The organism is Eubacterium sp. MSJ-13, from assembly GCF_018918235.1.
Taxonomy (GTDB): Bacteria; Bacillota; Clostridia; order Lachnospirales; family Lachnospiraceae; genus Butyribacter.
Genome location: NZ_JAHLQE010000094.1, coordinates 1 through 18096, shown reverse-complemented (window position 1 = coordinate 18096; position 18096 = coordinate 1). Strand labels below are relative to the sequence as shown.

Genomic DNA, 18096 nt, shown 5'->3' with positions numbered 1-18096 from the left:
TCATCAATCGCCGTAGCCCGCTACGGCTCATTCTTCCGTCTTGCAGACTGAAAATTTATCCTGAGTTATTTAGCTAAAAGTCAGCAGGTCAGTACACTAGTGTGGTGTATCTTTTATTAATTATTTGTTGTACCAGGAATAAGATAAGGTGTATCTTTTGTCTGTTCATTGTATGCTGACTCATCTTTCTTAAGATACACCTTGGCATTAGCATCTTTATAAGAAGCATTATCCAAGAGTTTTCCCGTTGTCCCAGAATATAAATATTTCACATGACAGTCGCAGTTATCTTTTGGCTGTGTTCCTTTTGCAAAGTATTCCATCCTTGTATCATTTCCGTCCAAAGCTTCATCACACAGTCCTGCTACCGCAAGTTTTCCACACTTTGTACAGATATTTCTTGTCACAATGTCTGTAGGCATCTTAAAATTCTTATTTTTTAATCTTTTATACTTATGAACTTTCTCCATTATAGCAGACCACATCAGCTTATGTGTACTTCCCTGGTCCTGATTAAACATTGAATCATATCCCATCCAGATTCCTGCCGTGTAATATGGTGTATAACCCTCAAACCAGAAATCCGTATTGTTAGAAGTAGTCCCTGTCTTTCCTACCTGTGACATTTTTAGTTTTTTAAATGCTGCTTTCTTTCCAGTTCCTTTACTTATAACATCTTTCATTGCATCAGTAAGAAGCCATGATGTACTCTCTTTCATAATCCTCTTCCCTGTAGATTTATTCTTTAATAGCACATCACCTTTACTGTCAACAATTTTTGTATAATAAACAGGCTTAATATATTTGCCACCATTTGCTATCGCCGCATATGCCGCTGTCAGTTCAATATTAGTCACTCCATCAGTAAGACCACCAAGTGCAGTAGGAAGTTGTATATCGGTATAAACCTTACCATCTGAACTTTCTCTCTTATCAACAAGTGTAGTAAATCCAAGATTTAAAAGATAATCGAAACCAGTCTGTGGCGTTACTTTCTGAAATGTCTTTACCGTAACAACATTTACAGAATCATATATTCCCTGTCTCAACGAAGTAAGCCCCTTATAACCGGATGAATCCCAATCCCTGACTTTCTTATTTGTTCCCGGGTATCTAAAAGGTGCGTCATCCATAACATCCGCCAATGTCATCCCACATGTGTCTAATGCAGGAAGGTATGTCGACAACACCTTAAATGTAGAACCTGGCTGTCTTTTTGAATATGTCGCCCTATTAAGCGTTCTGTTTGCCTTCTTCTCACCTCTTCCCCCGACAATCGCCCTTACCTTTCCTGTTGCCTGCTCCATAAGAACAAATGATGCCTGTGGCTGCTTTATAAAGTTTATCACTTCAGATTCAACCTTATCGCCTTTTTCCAGCATCTTCTTTTTAAATTCTTTTATATATTTTTTTGCAGACTTTTTGCTTTTAAAATAAAGACTTGAATCTTTTACATGTGAGTCAACTAAAAACGATCTTACATCCCTTTCCGTATACTGCATAACATCCCCATCAGCTTTTAACACATTAAGCTGATAAGAAAGATATGATTTAGTTCCTTTCGGATAATATTTATCATCGTTTATGACACTGTCACATATCTCCTGAAGTTCTCTGTCCTGACATGTATATATCTTAAGCCCTTCCCTGTATATAGCATTGTATGCCTGCGTTTCCGTATAACCAAGTTTTTGTTTAAGGTCACTTATCACATTGTCTATAACAGCATCCACATAATACGAATTTATCGTGCTTTTATCCAAAGATTTCTGTTCATTAACATTTTTTATCCTGCTGTATACATCATCTCCCAAAGCATCCTCATATTCGTCCTCTGTTATATATCCCTGGTCAAGCATATTTTTTAAAACGATTTTTCTTTTTGCTTCATTGTTTGCCTGCTCTGTGATAGGATTATACTCCGTAGGATTCTGTGTGATCCCGGCCAAAACTGCCGCTTCTGATACTGTCAGTTTGGAAACTGATTTATTAAAATATCTCCTGCTCGCAGTTTCTACACCCATCGTATTTTGTCCTAAGTTTATAGTATTTAGGTAATATTCAAGAATCTTTTTCTTACCTATATTGTTTTCAAGTCTTATAGCAAGGCACTGTTCCTGTATTTTTCGGGATAATTTTCCAAAAAATGATTTTTCATTTCCACCGCCAAATATCTGATTTTTCAATAACTGCTGTGTAATCGTGCTTGCCCCCTGAGTCATTTTATCTTCGGATAAAGAAGAGTATACCGCTCTTAAAATCCCCTGAAGGTCAACTCCACTGTGTTTATAAAACCTGGCATCCTCTATTGCCACAAACGCATTTTGTACACATTCAGGTATATCTTCTATCTTTTTGTACACACGATTTGCATTTGAACCCATAAGAGTCTGCACTTTGTTTCCATTTGCATCATAAATGGTTGAAGGATAACCATCTGGTATTATATTTTCTTCACTTATCTTAGGTGCACTGTCTGCAAGCCCTTTTACAATGCCTGCGATACTAAATGCAGTACACAATACAGCCGTAAAAATAACAACAACAATAATGATTTTTAAATTAAGCTTTATTTTATTAAAAACTTTTCCATTGGATGAATTTAAAATTTTGATCTTTCTATCAATCTCATTTTTACCGTAATTCATTGTTTCCTTTCCATTTAAAACGATACGGGCTAATCGTTTTTCAGAAACATTTTAATGTACTTGAAAATCAACTAACCCGTATATTTTTCTGTCTTATATACTAACTATGATCAGTCCCTGTGGATGATATCATGTCTCTTTGGTCCGTTTGATACCATCTTAATAGGAACACCTATTTCTTTTTCAATAAATTCAATGTAATCTCTACATTCTTTTGGAAGTTTGTCATATTCCGTTATTCCACTTATATCACAATTCCAGCCAGGAAGAACCTTATATACAGGTTTCGCCTTTGCAAGTTTTGTTGTAACAGGGAAATCTTTTACTACCTCTCCGTCAATCTCATAACCAACACATACAGGAATCTCTTTAAGATATCCAAGACAGTCGAGAACAGTAAGTACAACTTCTGTCGCACCCTGAATCTCACATCCATAACGTGTTGCAACAGCATCAAACCAACCCATACGACGCGGACGGCCTGTCGTAGCTCCATATTCTCCACCGTCTCCGCCGTGTTTACGGAGCTTGTCTGCCTCTTCCTCATCAAGAATCTCACTTACAAACTCACCGGCACCAACAGCACTTGAATACGCCTTAACTACAGTAACGATCCTCTTGATCTCATATGGTGGTATACCTGCACCGATAGCTCCATATGCTGCAAGTGTTGATGAAGATGTAACCATAGGATAAATTCCATGATCAGGGTCTTTAAGTGAACCAAGCTGTCCCTCTAAAAGAACATTCTTTCCTTCCTTGATTGCTTTTCTAAGAAAAGCTGACACATCACATACATATGGTGCTACCATATCTCTATACTGATGAAGTGTCTCTAATATTTCTGCCTGGTCAAGTTCCGGTTTGTGATACAGATGCTTAAGTATAACATTTTTCTGTACACATATTCTTTCAATCTTCTCTTTAAGTGCATCATCATCCTGAAAAAGTTCTGATACCTGAATTCCGATCTTTGCATATTTATCTGAATAAAACGGTGCTATTCCTGACTTAGTAGAACCAAATGATTTCTTTCCAAGTCTCTCTTCCTCATACTCATCAAATGCTATATGATATGGCATAAGAATCTGTGCTCTGTCAGATACGAGGATTTTTGGCTGTGGCACTCCTCTTTTAACCAGTTCATTTATTTCATTAAATAAATAAGGGATATTTAAGGCAACACCATTACCGATAATACTTGTAGTATGATTATAAAATACTCCTGACGGAAGCAGATGCAATGCAAATTTTCCATAGTCATTTATAATAGTATGACCTGCATTACTTCCTCCCTGAAAACGTACAATGATATCTGACTCTTCGCCAAGCATATCTGTAATCTTACCTTTACCTTCATCTCCCCAGTTAGCACCTACGATAGCTGTAACCATAAAATTCCTCCATTCTGTCATTGTATGTATGACACCATATATTTACGATACGATATAGATAATCCTGCTGCCATCTTCACAAGTATAAATGACATCATTCTTCGTCTTTTTATAAGACCACAATGGATTATACCTAATTTGAAGAATTATATCAAGACCTTATCTATAACAATATCATTTGTTTCTTTTGATAAATCATAAAATTCATCTCCAACCTGTACAATAGGCCTTGAAAATTCATTTTTATTTATCATCACTACTTTGCCGACTTCATTTGTTGAAAGCTTAACCTCTGTATTAAGATATGCCTGTACTGCCTTTTCCAAAAATGGAAGTAAAAACTCTACATCAAATTTTACGATTCCCTCGCGTTCAAACATTCCTATAACATCAAACGGACATATTGCAGCTCTGTAAACTCTGTCAGAAGTCATGGCATCATATGTGTCCGCTATTGCAACGATTCTCGCAAATGGTCCTATCTGATCTCTTTTATATCCGCCTGGATATCCAGTGCCATCACATCTCTCATGATGACGCATAGCTACTTCTGCCACTCTCGGATCAAGATTCTTAAGTCCTTTGAGAATATTGTTTCCAAACAATACATGTGTTTTTACGACATTATACTCTGGAAGCGTAAGCCTTCCCTTTTTCTGAATGATATTGTCAGGAACCATCATCTTTCCTATATCATGCAGAAGTCCTGAAAGCGTAAGTACATCAAGCTCATTTTTTGTTATGTCAGGATAAACTATACGCCCTATCATATTACTTAACATGGCAACATTTACACTGTGAACATATGTCACATCATCGTACCCTCTCATACACTGGAGCATATCAAGAATATGAAGTCCATTTCTTCCTTTTGATATAACATTCTCTACATCTTCAAGTATTGCCTTGCTGTCAATCTCCTCGTTTTGCATTACCACTTTATTGAATACATCTTTAAGATTATCAACACTGTCAATAAATGCAGTATGGAACTGCTCAAATTCCTTACTTTCTTTTACCTGTCTTAAATAATTCTGTTTTTCTGAATCACTTTTTACAAATTCTTTAATCTCATTCGTTTTTCCCTCCGGAGTTTTCTCCGAAGAAGTGCTTTCATTTTCATCATCGACCTTTATTCTTATTGCAAATATCCCGTATTCCTTAAGCGACTTGATTATTTCCTCCGTAAGTACGGTATCCGCTGGAATCACAAGATGATCGTCCGATGTGTAAACATCATCAGCAACGACCATATTTTCAGATGCCCTTGAAGTCAAAATACGCCTAATTGCCATATAACCTCCACTTCTGCTTGCCCTAATTTCATTCATACCTATGCAAGCCCTTTTAAAAACTCAAGTCAAGCGGACATTCGCAATCCGCTCTGCTACTTGCTCATAACACTATTAGCAATTCCCACACTTATTGCTCTACGCAATAGAAATCGGTGACTTCCTTGATAGTGTTAAACGTTAATTTCTGCCTTAACGCCCAATATGTCCTTATTTGCATCCAATATCGGATTTACGATATTTTCAAGGAATTCTGTAACCTGTGAAGCTGAACGTCCAACATATTTAGCAGGATCCATTGTTGCATTCAATTCTTCGATTCCTACAGGGAATTTGTCATCATCTGCTATAAGTTCAAGAAGATTGTTCTCCTTGCCATATTTCTTGACATTTTCCCCTGCTTTCATAGAAAGTTTACGGATCTCCTCGTGAAGCTCCTGTCTGTTTCCTCCCGCCTTTACGGAATCCATCATGATATTTTCCGTTGCCATAAACGGAAGTTCTGACATAAGACGCTTCTCAATAACTTTGTCATATACAACAAGTCCATCAACAACATTAAGAACAAGGTCAAGAATACCATCTGTTGCAAGGAATCCCTCTGGTACGCTTATTCTCTTATTTGCAGAATCATCAAGTGTTCTCTCAAACCACTGGCATGCTGATGTAAACATTGTGTTTGTAACATCTGACATAACATATCTTGAAAGTGATGCGATACGCTCACTTCTCATAGGATTTCTCTTATATGCCATAGCTGATGAACCTATCTGATTTTTCTCAAATGGCTCCTCAATTTCTTTAAGATGCTGTAAAAGTCTTATATCATTAGAGAATTTATGTGCACTCGCTGCAATTCCTGCAAGTACATTTAAGACACGCGTATCGAGTTTGCGTGAATATGTCTGGCCTGAAACAGGAAAACATTTCTCAAATCCCATCTTTCCTGCGATTATCTCATCCAACTTTTTAACTTTTTCTTCATCTCCGTCAAAGAGTTCCATAAAACTTGCCTGTGTTCCTGTTGTTCCTTTTGAACCGAGAAGTTTCATTGTAGAAAGAACATACTCAACATCTTCAAGATCCATAACAAATTCCTGAAGCCACAGTGACGCTCTCTTACCTACAGTTGTAGGCTGTGCCGGCTGGAAATGTGTGAATGCAAGTGTCGGCAGGCTCTTATATTTGTCAGCAAACTTTGAAAGTTCATCAATAACATTGATAAGTTTCTTTCTTACAAGCTTAAGTCCTTCTGTCATGATAATGACATCTGTATTATCACCTACATAACATGATGTAGCACCAAGATGAATGATTCCTGCTGCCTTAGGACACTGAACTCCGTATGCATATACATGTGACATAACATCATGGCGTACTTCTTTTTCTCTCTGCTTTGCAACATCGTAATTTATATCATCTGCATGTGCTTTAAGCTCATCAATCTGCTCTTTTGTCACAGCCGGCTCACCATGTTCATTTTTAAGTCCAAGTTCATTTTCTGCCTCTGCAAGTGCTATCCAAAGTCTTCTCCATGTCTTAAATTTCTTATCAGGCGAAAAAATGTACTGCATCTCCTTACTTGCGTAACGCTCTGAAAGCGGACTTGTATATTTATCGTAACTCATATCTTCTATTCCTTTCTCTATAGTGCTTCCTATCTGCCCGTCACATATGTTGTGAACAGTAATACTTTCTGCACTTTATTATTTTTCAAAATCTCCTCTTATATCCTCCTTAGGAGGTTCTACAGGGTAGTTGCCTGAAAAACAAGCATTACAGTAACCAGTATCTCCGGATATAAGCTCGCCCAGCCTGTCTATATCAAGGTATCCAAGTGAATCGGCACCTATCATCTCACAAATCTCATCAACTGAATGATTGTACGCTATAAGCTGATCGCTGGATGGTACATCTGTACCAAAATAACACGGATATAAAAACGGAGGTGAACTTATTCGCACATGAACCTCTGTGGCACCTGCATCTTTTATCATCTTTACAATCCTTGCACTAGTTGTTCCCCTTACAATAGAATCGTCTATCATTACAACCCTTTTACCTTTAACAACTTCTCTTAAAGCATTTAATTTTACTCTTACGCTTGATTCTCTCGCAGACTGTTTTGGTTTGATAAAAGTTCTGCCAACATAACTGTTTTTCACAAATGCTATACCGTATGGAATACCTGACTCCATTGCAAATCCCATCGCAGCAGCATTTCCTGATTCCGGAACACCAACTACTATATCAGCATCCACAGGATGTGTCTGTGCCAGTATCCTTCCTGCCGTGATTCTTGAGCTATTTACTGATATTCCATCAATATAACTGTCAGGTCTTGCAAAATAGATATACTCAAATATACACTTTGCAGTATGTTCACTTGCAAGGCTCATATCTGACTGAATTCCACAAGGTGTAATAGTAACTATCTCACCAGGTTTCACATCTCTTACAAACTCTGCACCAACCGTGTCAAGTGCACATGATTCTGATGAAAGGAAATAAGCATTGTCTCTCTTTCCTATACAAAGAGGTCTAAATCCAAATGGATCTCTAGCCCCTATAAGTTTTCTCGGACTGGCAACAACAAGCGAATATGCCCCTTTTAACTTTACCATGGCATTTTTAACAGCTTCCTCAACCTTGCCAACTTTTAATCTTTCTCTTGCAATAAGGTAAGCAATAACCTCTGAATCTATACTTGTCTGAAAGATAGCCCCGCTCATCTCAAGTTCACGTCTCAGTTCCAAAGCATTTACAAGATTTCCATTGTGTGCCATTGAAAGCGTACCCTTTATATAGTTTAAGACAAGCGGCTGTGTATTTTCAGCAACACTTGCACCTGCTGTCGAATAACGCACATGACCTACCCCGATGTCACCTGTCATCTTTTCAAGATTTTCTGCATTAAAAACTTCATTAACAAGTCCCATTCCCTTGCAGACATTGGAATTTCTTGGCGGACCGTCTGTCCTGCTCACTGCAATACCACAGCTTTCCTGACCACGGTGCTGCAATGCAAACAAGCCATAATAGATAGATGATGCAACATCATTTCCATCAAGGTCATACATACCAAAAACTCCACATTCTTCTCCGAGTTTAGGTTCCTCAATACCTCCCAGAAGACATCCCTTACAGCCACTCTTCTGACAGGATTTTTTTTCCCTGCAATAATTTGTTTCGTTACTCATTGTTTCCTCCGGCTCTGTATTTTAACGCAATTACCACAAATATAATTATATCAATTTTTTCCAAAATCGCAAGTTAATCTTTAACTCTGTTATTTTTTTGATGATTTCTCCGTGTTTTCGATTTTAGGAACCGTAGTCTGCTCCGTTGCCGGTCTGTCCTGCGTATCAGGAATTATACCTCTCATAAATTTAACCGTCAGAATCCTCTGAACAGATTCGTCTATTCTCTCTGCATCTACATCCCCTGATTTTATGGCATCAAGTATCGCATTGTAAGCTTCCTCAAAATCAGTTGGCATAAGTATTATATCTGCTCCTGCCTGAAAAGCTCCAAGTGCTGCCTCCGCTGAAGAATATTCATCGGTAATCGATGCCATATCCATTGCGTCAGTTATTATCACTCCTTCAAAGCCAAGTTCCTCCCTGAGTATTGTCTTCATTATAAGTTCTGACATACTTGCTGGCTGTGCCGTCTCTGTAACCCTGCTTACTGAAATATGCGAAACCATTACAAAATCAGCACCTGCCTTTATTCCCTCTTCAAATGGTACAAAGTCAATTTTTCTAAGAGCGGCTATACTACTGTCAATGTTGACATTTTCAATATGGGTATCTCCCTTTGATGAACCCTGTCCCGGAAAATGCTTAAGCGTCGCAGAAACATTTGTTGACTGCATACCCTTTACAAATGCCCTGACCATAGAGGCAACTTTCTCTGGATCAGAGCCAAATGACCTAGAGCCTATCTCAAGATTAAGGTCACTTGTCTTAACATCGGCAACAGGAGCAAAATCAACATTAAAGCCAAGCTTTTTTATATCGTTTCCTATAGTTTCTCCCATCTTATTTACATATTCCGTATCTTCTTTACTTCCAACCTCTTCCATAGTCGGAAAGCTTGTCGTCTTCATATCAGGATTTCCTGCGATTCTTGCGACATCCCCACCCTCTTCATCTACGGTAACAAACAACGGGATATTTGAATTCGTCTGAAGCTTATTTATAAGCTTCTTAGTCTGCTTCCTGTTACCAATATTTCTTGAAAATAATATGACACCGCCTATACTGTATTTTTTGACACTGTTTTCCATCTCTTCCGAACATTTCTTCCACTCAAAGTAACTTCCTTTTGAGCTGTCAAGCTGTTCAAGATTTACCACAAACAATTGCCCTACTTTTTCTTCAAGAGTCATATTTTTCATATATTCAGATGCTTTAACATATGCTTCCTTCCTGTCCATGCCTTTATTTTCATCATTTTTTTTCTGAGCCGTAGGTGAGTTTGTTGCACTTTCCTTTTTAGCATTTCCAGAAATCGAACATCCTGTAAGAGAAATAACGAGTGTCATACACATAATAATCTTTACCAGCTTTGAAACGCTGTTTTTTTTCTTTCTTAACATACAAACCTCATTTCTATTTTACTTTATTTAAATTTCCAAAAACAGCTTCAAAAACACTGTCTTCGCGTACAAATTAGTATAACATACACTCCCACAATTTTTAATTACAATTTTATGAAACCTCTAGTATAGACTTTCAGCTAAATAACACAGCATATGGAAATTTATACTAATTATTTGTGAAAATGTCAATAATACAGCACAATAACATGATTAACATAAATCTTTAAATTTTATTTTATAATTTTTGTAAATTGTCCAGGCTCTGCTGCATATCATGTGATTGTAAATAATTTTTAGTCGATGAAATCGACAAATGGAGGATTTATGAGTGATTTAGCAGCAACAACATGTGGCGGATGCAGCAATGGAGATAACGGATGCAGTTGGATTATCATTCTGCTTTTACTCTGCTCTTGCAGCGGTAACGGAAATGGTTTTGGCTTTGGTAACAATGGATGTGGTTGCGGTTCTGACAACGGATGCAACTCTATCATCTGGATCTTACTTATTCTTTGCTGCTGCTGCGGCGGTGGTTTCTAAAGTTTTGCGGCAAATACCGCCTTCTGCCCTATAAAGGCAGCAACATAAGCTAAATTCTTTTATGATCTAACAAATAAAAATCGTCTTGATTTTCAGGGGAGTGCTATATGCCTCCCCTGTTTCCTGTAATCAAACGTATATTAGCAATCATTCCTGAGCAAGCTTTTTTCTAAACAACAAGAGCCATAAGTACCAAAAACCCATGACTCTCATAGCATTTATCTTTTGATTTTGTTTTTAAGACACCTTTCACATTTTCTGTCTATCTCATAAATCGTATCTTTTTCAATGACAAGTTCAGTATCGTCATCAATTATGATCCGTTTTACCTCATCATCCTTTTTTAAATTGCCCGGCTGTTCACGATTCTCAAATGCCTTCATCTCACTTTTTTCTTTTCCATAATAATAGCATCTTCCCATAACTTTTTCTCCGTATATTATAGTTTTCCACTATTATTTTATGTATTAGAAAAAGATAAGTGCTGATCAGAAAAGTTCAAAATACTTTTTAACATTGTACATTTTTGAACTCATTGACATAAGAAGCATGTCAAATACGCAGATGGCGGCCATTGATTCTACCACTACAACAGCTCTTGGCACGATTATAGGATCATGACGCCCTTTTATCTCAACCTCTATATCCTCGCCTGTACGGTTCACTGTCTCTTGACTTCTTGCAATGGACGGAGTAGGTTTTACGGCAGCTCTCAGTATTATATCACTTCCGTCACTTATTCCGCCTAAGATTCCCCCTGCATTGTTAGTCTTTTTTGATACGCTTCCATCCTGCATGCAAAATGAGTCATTATTATCAGAACCATACATTGAAGCAGCCTCAAATCCTGCCCCTATCTCGACTCCTTTTACTGCACCTATAGACATGACTGCCTTTGCAAGATTTGCGTCAAGTTTCTCAAATACGGGTTCTCCTACACCCGTAGGCATCCCTGAGATAACACACTCTATGATTCCTCCTACCGAATCCTTCTCATTCATTTTTTCCTCAAGAAGTTTTTCGGCTCTTTCTGACGCTTCCATATCCGGCATATAGAGAGGACTTTTCATGATATTTTCAAATGACAGCTCACTTGTATCAGCTTCTATACCACCTATAGCTTTGCTGTATGCCATGACATTTACGCCAAGCTGTTTTAATGCCTCACATGCTATCGCACCTGCCGCAACCCTTCCTATAGTTTCTCTTCCCGATGAGCGTCCACCACCTCTATAATCTCTAAAACCATATTTTTCATCAAATGTATAGTCCGCATGTCCCGGTCTGTAATAACCTGCTATCTCTGAATAGTCTTTTGACCGCTGTGTCTTATTGTACACTACCATTGATATCGGCGTTCCTGTGGTCTTGCCCTCAAACACACCTGACTGTATCTCGACTATGTCATCCTCTTTTCTCGGTGTTGAATATCTTGTCTGCCCCGGTTTTCTTCTGTTGAGATATTTCTGAATTATCTCCTCACTTATCTCAAGTCCTGCCGGACAGCCGTCAACCACAACGCCTATTCCCTTTCCATGCGATTCTCCCCATGTAGTTACCCTGAATATGTTTCCAAACGATGAACCTGCTGCCATGTCCTGTTTCCCCTTCCTAAAATCAATAAACTTTAAGTTCCTTCCAAAGTCTGTTGTAATATTCTTCCGCATCTTTTCCAAGATAGGAAAATATCTTACACCTTTTTATCACATCATCTGATGGGAATATAGCATTTCTCTCTGCTTTTTCCTCATCATCTATATCCTTTAATACTGCTTCATTAGGCGTAGAGTAATAAATATACTCAAAATTTGTCATTGCCACATCTTCCCTGCACAAAAAGTCAAGGAATTTAACAGCACCATCATAATTTTTACCGCCTTTTGGTATCACCCAGCTATCCATCCATATATTTGAACCTTCTTTTGGAACAACATACTCAAGGTCATCATTATAATCCTGTGCGATGCTCGCCTCCCCTGAATATATAAGTCCCATCGCCGCCTGATTGTTCGCCATGTCATCCCTTATCTCATCGACAAGATATGACTGTACTATATCTTTCTGCTGTTTCAGATCATCAAGGGCAATTTTAAGTTCATTTTTATCGGTGGTGTTTATCGAGTAACCATGTCTTATAAGTGCAGGCAGAAAACTGTCTCTTACACTGTTCTGCATGATGATATTGTTCTTGTATTTCTTGTCCCACAATGCATCCCAACTGTCAGGAACTTTATCCACCATCTTTTTATTATATAATATGCCGACTGTCCCCCAGTAATACGGCACAGTATAACTGAGCGTCTTATCAAAACTCTTTGACAGATTCCAATATGTCTCTCCGATGTTTTTTATATATTTCATCCTGTCATAGTCTATCTTTCTTACATCTTTTTCCTTTATCATCTTGTCGAGCATATAGTCAGAACAGCAGATAAGATCATAATCCACTGCACCGTTTTTATACTTTGTATACATAGCCTCTGGAGTGAGAAACTCCTCATACACTACTTTTATGCCTGTCTCTTTTTCAAACTTGTCAAGAAGTGTCGAGTCGATATAATCTCCATAGTTGAACACGACTATCCTGTTTTTTGATGAGCCACCTGATTTCTTGCAGGATGTAAGAAAAAACATAGATGACACTGTTATGCTCATAAACAATACTGCCGCTGTGACCCTCTTTATACTCTTTCTTATCATGCTGCTGCCTCCTTCTTTTTTAAAGACACCGCACTTTTCCTGTTTATCACAAACAGCACAAGTAAGACTATTATAAATATGATAGTTGAAAGTGCATATATCTCCGTCTGGATTCCCTTTCTGTACTCAGCATTTATCATTGTTGACATAGTGTGTATTCCCGGTGCTTTTGTAAAATATGTCACTGAAAAATCATCTAGTGACATGGTAAAAGCAAGAAGAAATCCCGATAATATTCCTGGCATAATATCAGGTATCACAACCTTCCACATTGCATACAGCCTTGATGCTCCAAGGTCAAGTGCAGCCTCATATGTGCTCATGTTAAGCTGGAGCACCTTAGGCCACACAGATAAAACAACATACGGGATTATCAGTGTGATATGGGCAATCATCATAGTTGAAAAACTAAGCTCTGTAAATCTTGTAAACAGAAGCATAAGTGCTATACCTGTGACCACATCAGCATTTAACATAGGTATATTGGTCACCCCCATAATAGCAGAGCGTGCTTTCTTGCTTATTCCTATCATTCCTATACAGGCAAGTGTTCCCAATGCAGTAGCTATAAGACCTGCCCCTGCTGCAAGTAAAAGCGTAGTATAAAGTGCATTCATTATGGTCTCATCATGAAACAGCTTAACATACGCTGCAATTGAAAATCCTCCCCACACTGCCTTATTCTTTTCAGATGCATTGACAGAAGACACAATAAGAACTCCTATCGGAAGATACAGCATTATAAGTATAATGGCAAGATAAATTTTCTGTAAAGCCTTCTTTCCTTTTACCATATGCTTTCCGACTCCTTTCCGTTATCAAATATTCTGTAAATGACAATACTGATAAGAATCAATACCATAAGCGACATAGACAGTCCCGAACCGGCATGTACATCTGCATAACCCGAATTAAATGCCTGCTCTATGGCATTTCCGATAAGATATATCTTACCGCCTCCGAGCATATCCGCTATTACGAACTCACTCATCGACGGAACAAGTACCATCGTTATACCGCTCACTATTCCCGGTACGCTGAGTGGAAGTATTATTTTCCTAAGTACGACAGAATTTTTTGCTCCGAGATCCTTTGCCGCATTTATGACATCCTTGTCTATCTTTACAACTGCATTGTAGATAGGAAGTACCATAAACGGAAAATAATCGTATGCCGTTCCAAAAATAATAGCTGCTTTCGTATTCATGAGATATACTTTTGAAAGCCCGAACATTGTTAGCACCTGATTTAAAAAACCGTTATTAAGCAGTATAAGTCTCCACGCAAGTGTTCTTAACATAAAGTTCATCCACATAGGCAGAATGAATATCATGACAATAAAGCTGTTCTTATCGGTAGAATATTTACTAAGGATGACAGCTAACGGAAATGCAAGTAAAAGACAGACAATAGTAACTATAAGTGACATCTCAAAACTTAACAGCAGCGGTTTTGCATTTACCGGATCAGCTATCGCTGCAACATACTTAAAAGTAAACTTTCCGTCTGAATTTGTAAAACCATTATAGATTATAAGTCCGAGCGGGATAACAGTAAATAGTATCATCCACACCAGATATGGTCCTGCCAGAAGCTTTGAGCCAAGACTCTTTAATTTTTCCATATAAGCCTCCCCCTTTCTACTCCTCAACAAGCACCTTTTCATCCTCTGATTCAGGCTTGTTCATTATCTGAATGTTGAACGGATCAACCCACATTCCCACTTCTTTTCCGGGTTCTGCCATAACGGTGCTGTGCACGAGCCATTCAAAACCACATGCATCGATCTCCATCTCATAATGCACTCCCTTAAAGATTGCAGAAATAACCCTGCCGTTTATAATCCCCTTATCTTTCTCAGTGATAACAATGTCCTCAGGTCTTATAACAACATCGACAGGCTTATTTGTACCAAATCCCTCATCGACACAGGCAAATTTTGTGCCTAATATGTCAACGACTTTATCCTTTACCATCGTTGCCCCGATAATATTGCTCTCTCCGATAAAGTCAGCTACAAACGCATTCTGCGGTTCATTGTAGATATCCTCCGGCGTGCCTATCTGCTGTATATATCCCTGATTCATGACCACGATGGTATCAGACATAGTAAGTGCCTCCTCCTGGTCATGCGTGACATATATAAAAGTGATGCCGAGCTCATTTTTAAGTCTGATAAGCTCATACTGCATATCCTGGCGCATTTTCAGATCGAGAGCTCCAAGCGGCTCATCAAGAAGCAACACTTTCGGCTCGTTTACGATAGCCCTTGCGATAGCGATTCTCTGCTGCTGGCCGCCTGAGAGAGAATCTGGCATACGCTTTTCAAACCCGTCAAGATTTACCAGCTTCAATGCATATTTTACCTTATCTTTTATATATGACTTTGACTTATTCTTTATCTTAAGCCCGAAAGCTATATTTTCTTCTATATTCATATGTGTAAACAGTGCATATTTCTGAAATACTGTATTTAAATTTCTTTCATTTGGCGGCATAGATGTGATATCCTTCCCGTCAAATATAACTTTTCCCTTATCAGGTGTCTCAAAACCACCTATTATACGAAGCGTCGTAGTCTTTCCACAGCCACTTGGTCCAAGCAATGTGAGAAATCTGTTCTCATTCATAAAAAGATTCATGTCATCCAATATGACCTTGTCACCATACGACTTTGTAATTCCCACCAGATCAATCAATTTCTTTGCCATTTGTTTTTCTCCAGTCTTAAACTCTATATTGTCATTTTTCAAAACAAAGAGTCTGCTTTGAAAACTCCAGCACTGCTTTTGCACCGCTTAATATCATAGAAAAATATACATAAATTTTTGTATTGTTGTCAACATATCTGCATAAAAAAAATTATATCTCATAAAATCAATTTAGAAAACACTTTAAAGGAGATTTATTTTGGAATTTTCAAACGAACACCAACGCCGCCTCGCAATGCTCAAGGCAGCACTGCCATATGTTCCACCGCAAAACAAAAAAGCTATGGAGATAATTTTGCAGGCGGATAATCTCATATCACTTGCAACAGAAGTTTCCACAAATGATGATGACATGACACTTCGTGCTGCACAAACCGATACACCCGCAACTCCTGCTGTTTATGAAAAACTGCTTCTTAACATAAAAGATTACTGTACGCCCGCAGAGTCCGAAATCGTGCGTATGCTTTTAAATTTTCTTCATGCTGACGAGCTTTTCAAAAATTACAGGGATTTTACTAAGAGTCATGCCTCAATTCATACAGATGAATACGGCGAAAACGATAACCAGAATTTTATGATGGAATTCCTTATGTCGCAGCTCTCGCCAAAACAGCGAACAACTTTTGAACAGGTAGCAACAATAATGAATAATAAAAAAGGAGACGACAAAGCCTATGAATAACTGGAAAAACAACGAATCATTTATGCAGATGGAACAGAATAAACAGCATATGGTCGAGCTGCTCGTAAATTCACTTCACGGTAAAAATCTCAGTGAAGCCCTTCCCATATTGTCAAACTGGAAGGATAAGCTTAGAAGCGAAAACATAAGCTTTACTGCCGAGGAGGATAAACTTCTTACTGATATTTTTATAGAAATGCTCCCTCCTAAGCAGAAAAGCCAGTATGAATTTTTACGGCCTTTCCTCTGATGATGAAATCATAAATATTTCGCTGTATTTCTTAAAACTCAATTTCCTTATGGCACAGGCATAACCTTTTGCTGCTGTTTTAGCAGCTTCTAAAGGCTGTGCCTGTAGATTTTTTATTATCTCTGCGGCTTCATGCATGTCTTCAAGCGAATACATAAAAATCTCTTCACCGTCAACAAACCTCTTTTCAAGATATACGCTCTCATCACTGACACAGACACTCCCATTGCACATTGCAAGGGATATCCTGTCATGCTGTCCTGCCTTAAACCACGGCAGTACATTTAATGCAATCTTACTGTCAGCATATATATCCGGAAGATTTTGATAATCAGTTTCCCCATGAAGCTTTATCTTTCCGCCAAATACTCCCTCCTTATTTTGCACCATATCACATTTTAATATGAATCTTTCCCAGCCATGCCCGAATATATCAACATCTATCCCGCTTCTTAGCATCTCCATCAACACTTCTTCCCTTATCACTGCTCTTATGAACATATCTGCAAAAAAATTGAGTTCAAGACTGTCCATAAATCCTGTGTCCGAGTCAAGATTCTCGTCAGTGTCATACAATGCATGCCTAAATGCCGTTTCTATCGTGTCTGACGGATTATTTATAAGATAGTCCGCCATCTTCTGGAATATCTCCATATGTTTTGTACCACTTTGCATTGCAAGATTTACTATATCCTCAGAAGCCGTATAAGTTCCCGTAAACAGGACATCAATACTTCTCTCGTTATATGGAACGAGCCTTTCCGCGGTATCTGCCGGAAGCGGTCTCACATACACATCTCTTATATTACTGTAATATTTTCTTATAAGTGCGGCATGAGTATCGTCAAGGCAGATAACCCTCATATCATGCAGTCTGTTCTTTAAAACACTATTGTGGTAAAGTGGATGGTCAAGTATGACATGCCATAGCGGAACATACCCTGTACTGCTTTCATCATCCTCTATATCAAAAACAAATGTGCTGCCTGCACCATACGAATATAAATCTGTGTTAAAATCTATTATCCCTGCGGTATTCTTTTTTTCTCTTATCTTTTCTGCAAGTTCAACCGCTTCATCTCCTGTACTCACCTGAACAACAACAGAATCTCTGCCCGCCTTTAAAAATTCTTCATTAAGCCGCCTTGCAAAATATGAAGTAGAACCATAGCAGATATTTCCCTTAGTTAAAATAACAAACTGTTTTTTCACACTAATCCTCATTTCTGCACATGTTTTTTGTGCATATCAAGTTTGTGTCAAGTGTGCG

Annotated in this window: 16 protein-coding genes; 3 read left to right on the top strand and 13 right to left on the bottom strand. The window is 38.2% G+C overall.

The features are described from left to right. Positions 1-116: 116 nt before the first annotated feature. The 6 genes from KQI69_RS05860 to KQI69_RS05835 all read right to left on the bottom strand — a co-directional run bounded on the left by KQI69_RS05860 (position 117) and on the right by KQI69_RS05835 (position 9937). Entirely contained in the window at positions 117-2648 is a 2532-nt protein-coding gene (locus KQI69_RS05860; RefSeq protein ID WP_216564414.1) for a transglycosylase domain-containing protein, read from the bottom strand. Positions 2649-2758: 110 nt separating this feature from the next. Next, positions 2759-4042 carry an adenylosuccinate synthase gene (locus tag KQI69_RS05855; protein WP_216564413.1) on the bottom strand — a complete coding sequence of 428 codons (1284 nt, stop codon included), beginning with the start codon at positions 4040-4042 and terminating at the stop codon, positions 2759-2761. Positions 4043-4188: 146 nt separating this feature from the next. After that, positions 4189-5337 (bottom strand): HD-GYP domain-containing protein, encoded by a 1149-nt coding sequence (locus KQI69_RS05850; RefSeq protein WP_216564412.1) that lies wholly within the window; start codon positions 5335-5337, stop codon positions 4189-4191. A 170-nt stretch (positions 5338-5507) separates the two neighbouring features. Beyond that, complete coding sequence (gene purB / locus KQI69_RS05845; RefSeq protein WP_216564411.1) at positions 5508-6962, bottom strand: adenylosuccinate lyase; 1455 nt, start codon at positions 6960-6962, stop codon at positions 5508-5510. Between the two features lie 78 nt (positions 6963-7040). Beyond that, on the bottom strand, positions 7041-8534 hold the full coding sequence (gene purF, locus KQI69_RS05840) for an amidophosphoribosyltransferase (RefSeq protein ID WP_216564410.1): 1494 nt from the start codon (positions 8532-8534) through the stop codon (positions 7041-7043). Positions 8535-8623: 89 nt separating this feature from the next. After that, a complete protein-coding gene (locus KQI69_RS05835; protein WP_216564409.1) occupies positions 8624-9937 on the bottom strand; it encodes a glycoside hydrolase family 3 protein in 1314 nt (437 codons plus the stop codon). Between the two features lie 327 nt (positions 9938-10264). Here KQI69_RS05835 and KQI69_RS05830 point away from each other — a divergent pair, with 327 nt between their 5' ends. After that, complete coding sequence (locus KQI69_RS05830) at positions 10265-10480, top strand: chorion class high-cysteine HCB protein 13 (RefSeq protein ID WP_216564408.1); 216 nt, start codon at positions 10265-10267, stop codon at positions 10478-10480. 218 nt (positions 10481-10698) lie between these two features. Here KQI69_RS05830 and KQI69_RS05825 read toward each other — a convergent pair whose 3' ends face one another. The 6 genes from KQI69_RS05825 to KQI69_RS05805 form a co-directional block, all read right to left on the bottom strand. Next, on the bottom strand, positions 10699-10902 hold the full coding sequence (locus KQI69_RS05825) for a hypothetical protein (RefSeq protein ID WP_216564407.1): 204 nt from the start codon (positions 10900-10902) through the stop codon (positions 10699-10701). Positions 10903-10968: 66 nt separating this feature from the next. Then, a complete protein-coding gene (aroC, locus tag KQI69_RS05820) occupies positions 10969-12075 on the bottom strand; it encodes a chorismate synthase (RefSeq protein WP_216564406.1) in 1107 nt (368 codons plus the stop codon). A gap of 22 nt (positions 12076-12097) precedes the next feature. Continuing rightward, positions 12098-13180, bottom strand: coding sequence for a PotD/PotF family extracellular solute-binding protein (locus KQI69_RS10440; protein WP_253289022.1), 1083 nt, complete (start codon positions 13178-13180; stop codon positions 12098-12100). Then, positions 13177-13974 carry an ABC transporter permease gene (locus tag KQI69_RS10435; protein WP_253289021.1) on the bottom strand — a complete coding sequence of 266 codons (798 nt, stop codon included), beginning with the start codon at positions 13972-13974 and terminating at the stop codon, positions 13177-13179. The genes KQI69_RS10440 and KQI69_RS10435 overlap by 4 nt, the downstream gene beginning before the upstream one ends. Beyond that, positions 13968-14804: an ABC transporter permease gene (locus tag KQI69_RS05810; protein WP_216564405.1), complete on the bottom strand. Its 837-nt coding sequence runs from the start codon at positions 14802-14804 to the stop codon at positions 13968-13970. Before KQI69_RS05810 ends, KQI69_RS10435 begins: the two co-directional genes overlap by 7 nt. A 16-nt stretch (positions 14805-14820) precedes the next feature. Then, entirely contained in the window at positions 14821-15891 is a 1071-nt protein-coding gene (locus tag KQI69_RS05805; RefSeq protein ID WP_216564404.1) for an ABC transporter ATP-binding protein, read from the bottom strand. A 199-nt stretch (positions 15892-16090) separates the two neighbouring features. Here KQI69_RS05805 and KQI69_RS05800 point away from each other — a divergent pair, with 199 nt between their 5' ends. Both KQI69_RS05800 and KQI69_RS05795 read left to right on the top strand, forming a co-directional pair. Further along, positions 16091-16576 (top strand): hypothetical protein, encoded by a 486-nt coding sequence (locus KQI69_RS05800; protein ID WP_216564403.1) that lies wholly within the window; start codon positions 16091-16093, stop codon positions 16574-16576. After that, complete coding sequence (locus tag KQI69_RS05795; protein WP_216564402.1) at positions 16569-16826, top strand: hypothetical protein; 258 nt, start codon at positions 16569-16571, stop codon at positions 16824-16826. Before KQI69_RS05800 ends, KQI69_RS05795 begins: the two co-directional genes overlap by 8 nt. Here KQI69_RS05795 and KQI69_RS10655 read toward each other — a convergent pair. Continuing rightward, entirely contained in the window at positions 16809-18038 is a 1230-nt protein-coding gene (locus KQI69_RS10655; protein WP_216564401.1) for a glycosyltransferase, read from the bottom strand. The genes KQI69_RS05795 and KQI69_RS10655 overlap by 18 nt on opposite strands. Positions 18039-18096 lie beyond the last annotated feature (58 nt).

Excerpts from the sequence above, each read along its gene's own strand:
- KQI69_RS05860 (WP_216564414.1), bottom strand. The coding sequence starts at position 2,648 with ATGAATTACGGTAAAAATGAGATTGATAGAAAGATCAAAATTTTAAAT.
- KQI69_RS05855 (WP_216564413.1), bottom strand. The coding sequence starts at position 4,042 with ATGGTTACAGCTATCGTAGGTGCTAACTGGGGAGATGAAGGTAAAGGT.
- KQI69_RS05850 (WP_216564412.1), bottom strand. The coding sequence starts at position 5,337 with ATGGCAATTAGGCGTATTTTGACTTCAAGGGCATCTGAAAATATGGTC.
- purB (WP_216564411.1), bottom strand. The coding sequence starts at position 6,962 with ATGAGTTACGATAAATATACAAGTCCGCTTTCAGAGCGTTACGCAAGT.
- purF (WP_216564410.1), bottom strand. The coding sequence starts at position 8,534 with ATGAGTAACGAAACAAATTATTGCAGGGAAAAAAAATCCTGTCAGAAG.
- KQI69_RS05835 (WP_216564409.1), bottom strand. The coding sequence starts at position 9,937 with ATGTTAAGAAAGAAAAAAAACAGCGTTTCAAAGCTGGTAAAGATTATT.
- KQI69_RS05830 (WP_216564408.1), top strand. The coding sequence starts at position 10,265 with ATGAGTGATTTAGCAGCAACAACATGTGGCGGATGCAGCAATGGAGAT.
- KQI69_RS05825 (WP_216564407.1), bottom strand. The coding sequence starts at position 10,902 with ATGGGAAGATGCTATTATTATGGAAAAGAAAAAAGTGAGATGAAGGCA.
- aroC (WP_216564406.1), bottom strand. The coding sequence starts at position 12,075 with ATGGCAGCAGGTTCATCGTTTGGAAACATATTCAGGGTAACTACATGG.
- KQI69_RS10440 (WP_253289022.1), bottom strand. The coding sequence starts at position 13,180 with ATGATAAGAAAGAGTATAAAGAGGGTCACAGCGGCAGTATTGTTTATG.
- KQI69_RS10435 (WP_253289021.1), bottom strand. The coding sequence starts at position 13,974 with ATGGTAAAAGGAAAGAAGGCTTTACAGAAAATTTATCTTGCCATTATA.
- KQI69_RS05810 (WP_216564405.1), bottom strand. The coding sequence starts at position 14,804 with ATGGAAAAATTAAAGAGTCTTGGCTCAAAGCTTCTGGCAGGACCATAT.
- KQI69_RS05805 (WP_216564404.1), bottom strand. The coding sequence starts at position 15,891 with ATGGCAAAGAAATTGATTGATCTGGTGGGAATTACAAAGTCGTATGGT.
- KQI69_RS05795 (WP_216564402.1), top strand. The coding sequence starts at position 16,569 with ATGAATAACTGGAAAAACAACGAATCATTTATGCAGATGGAACAGAAT.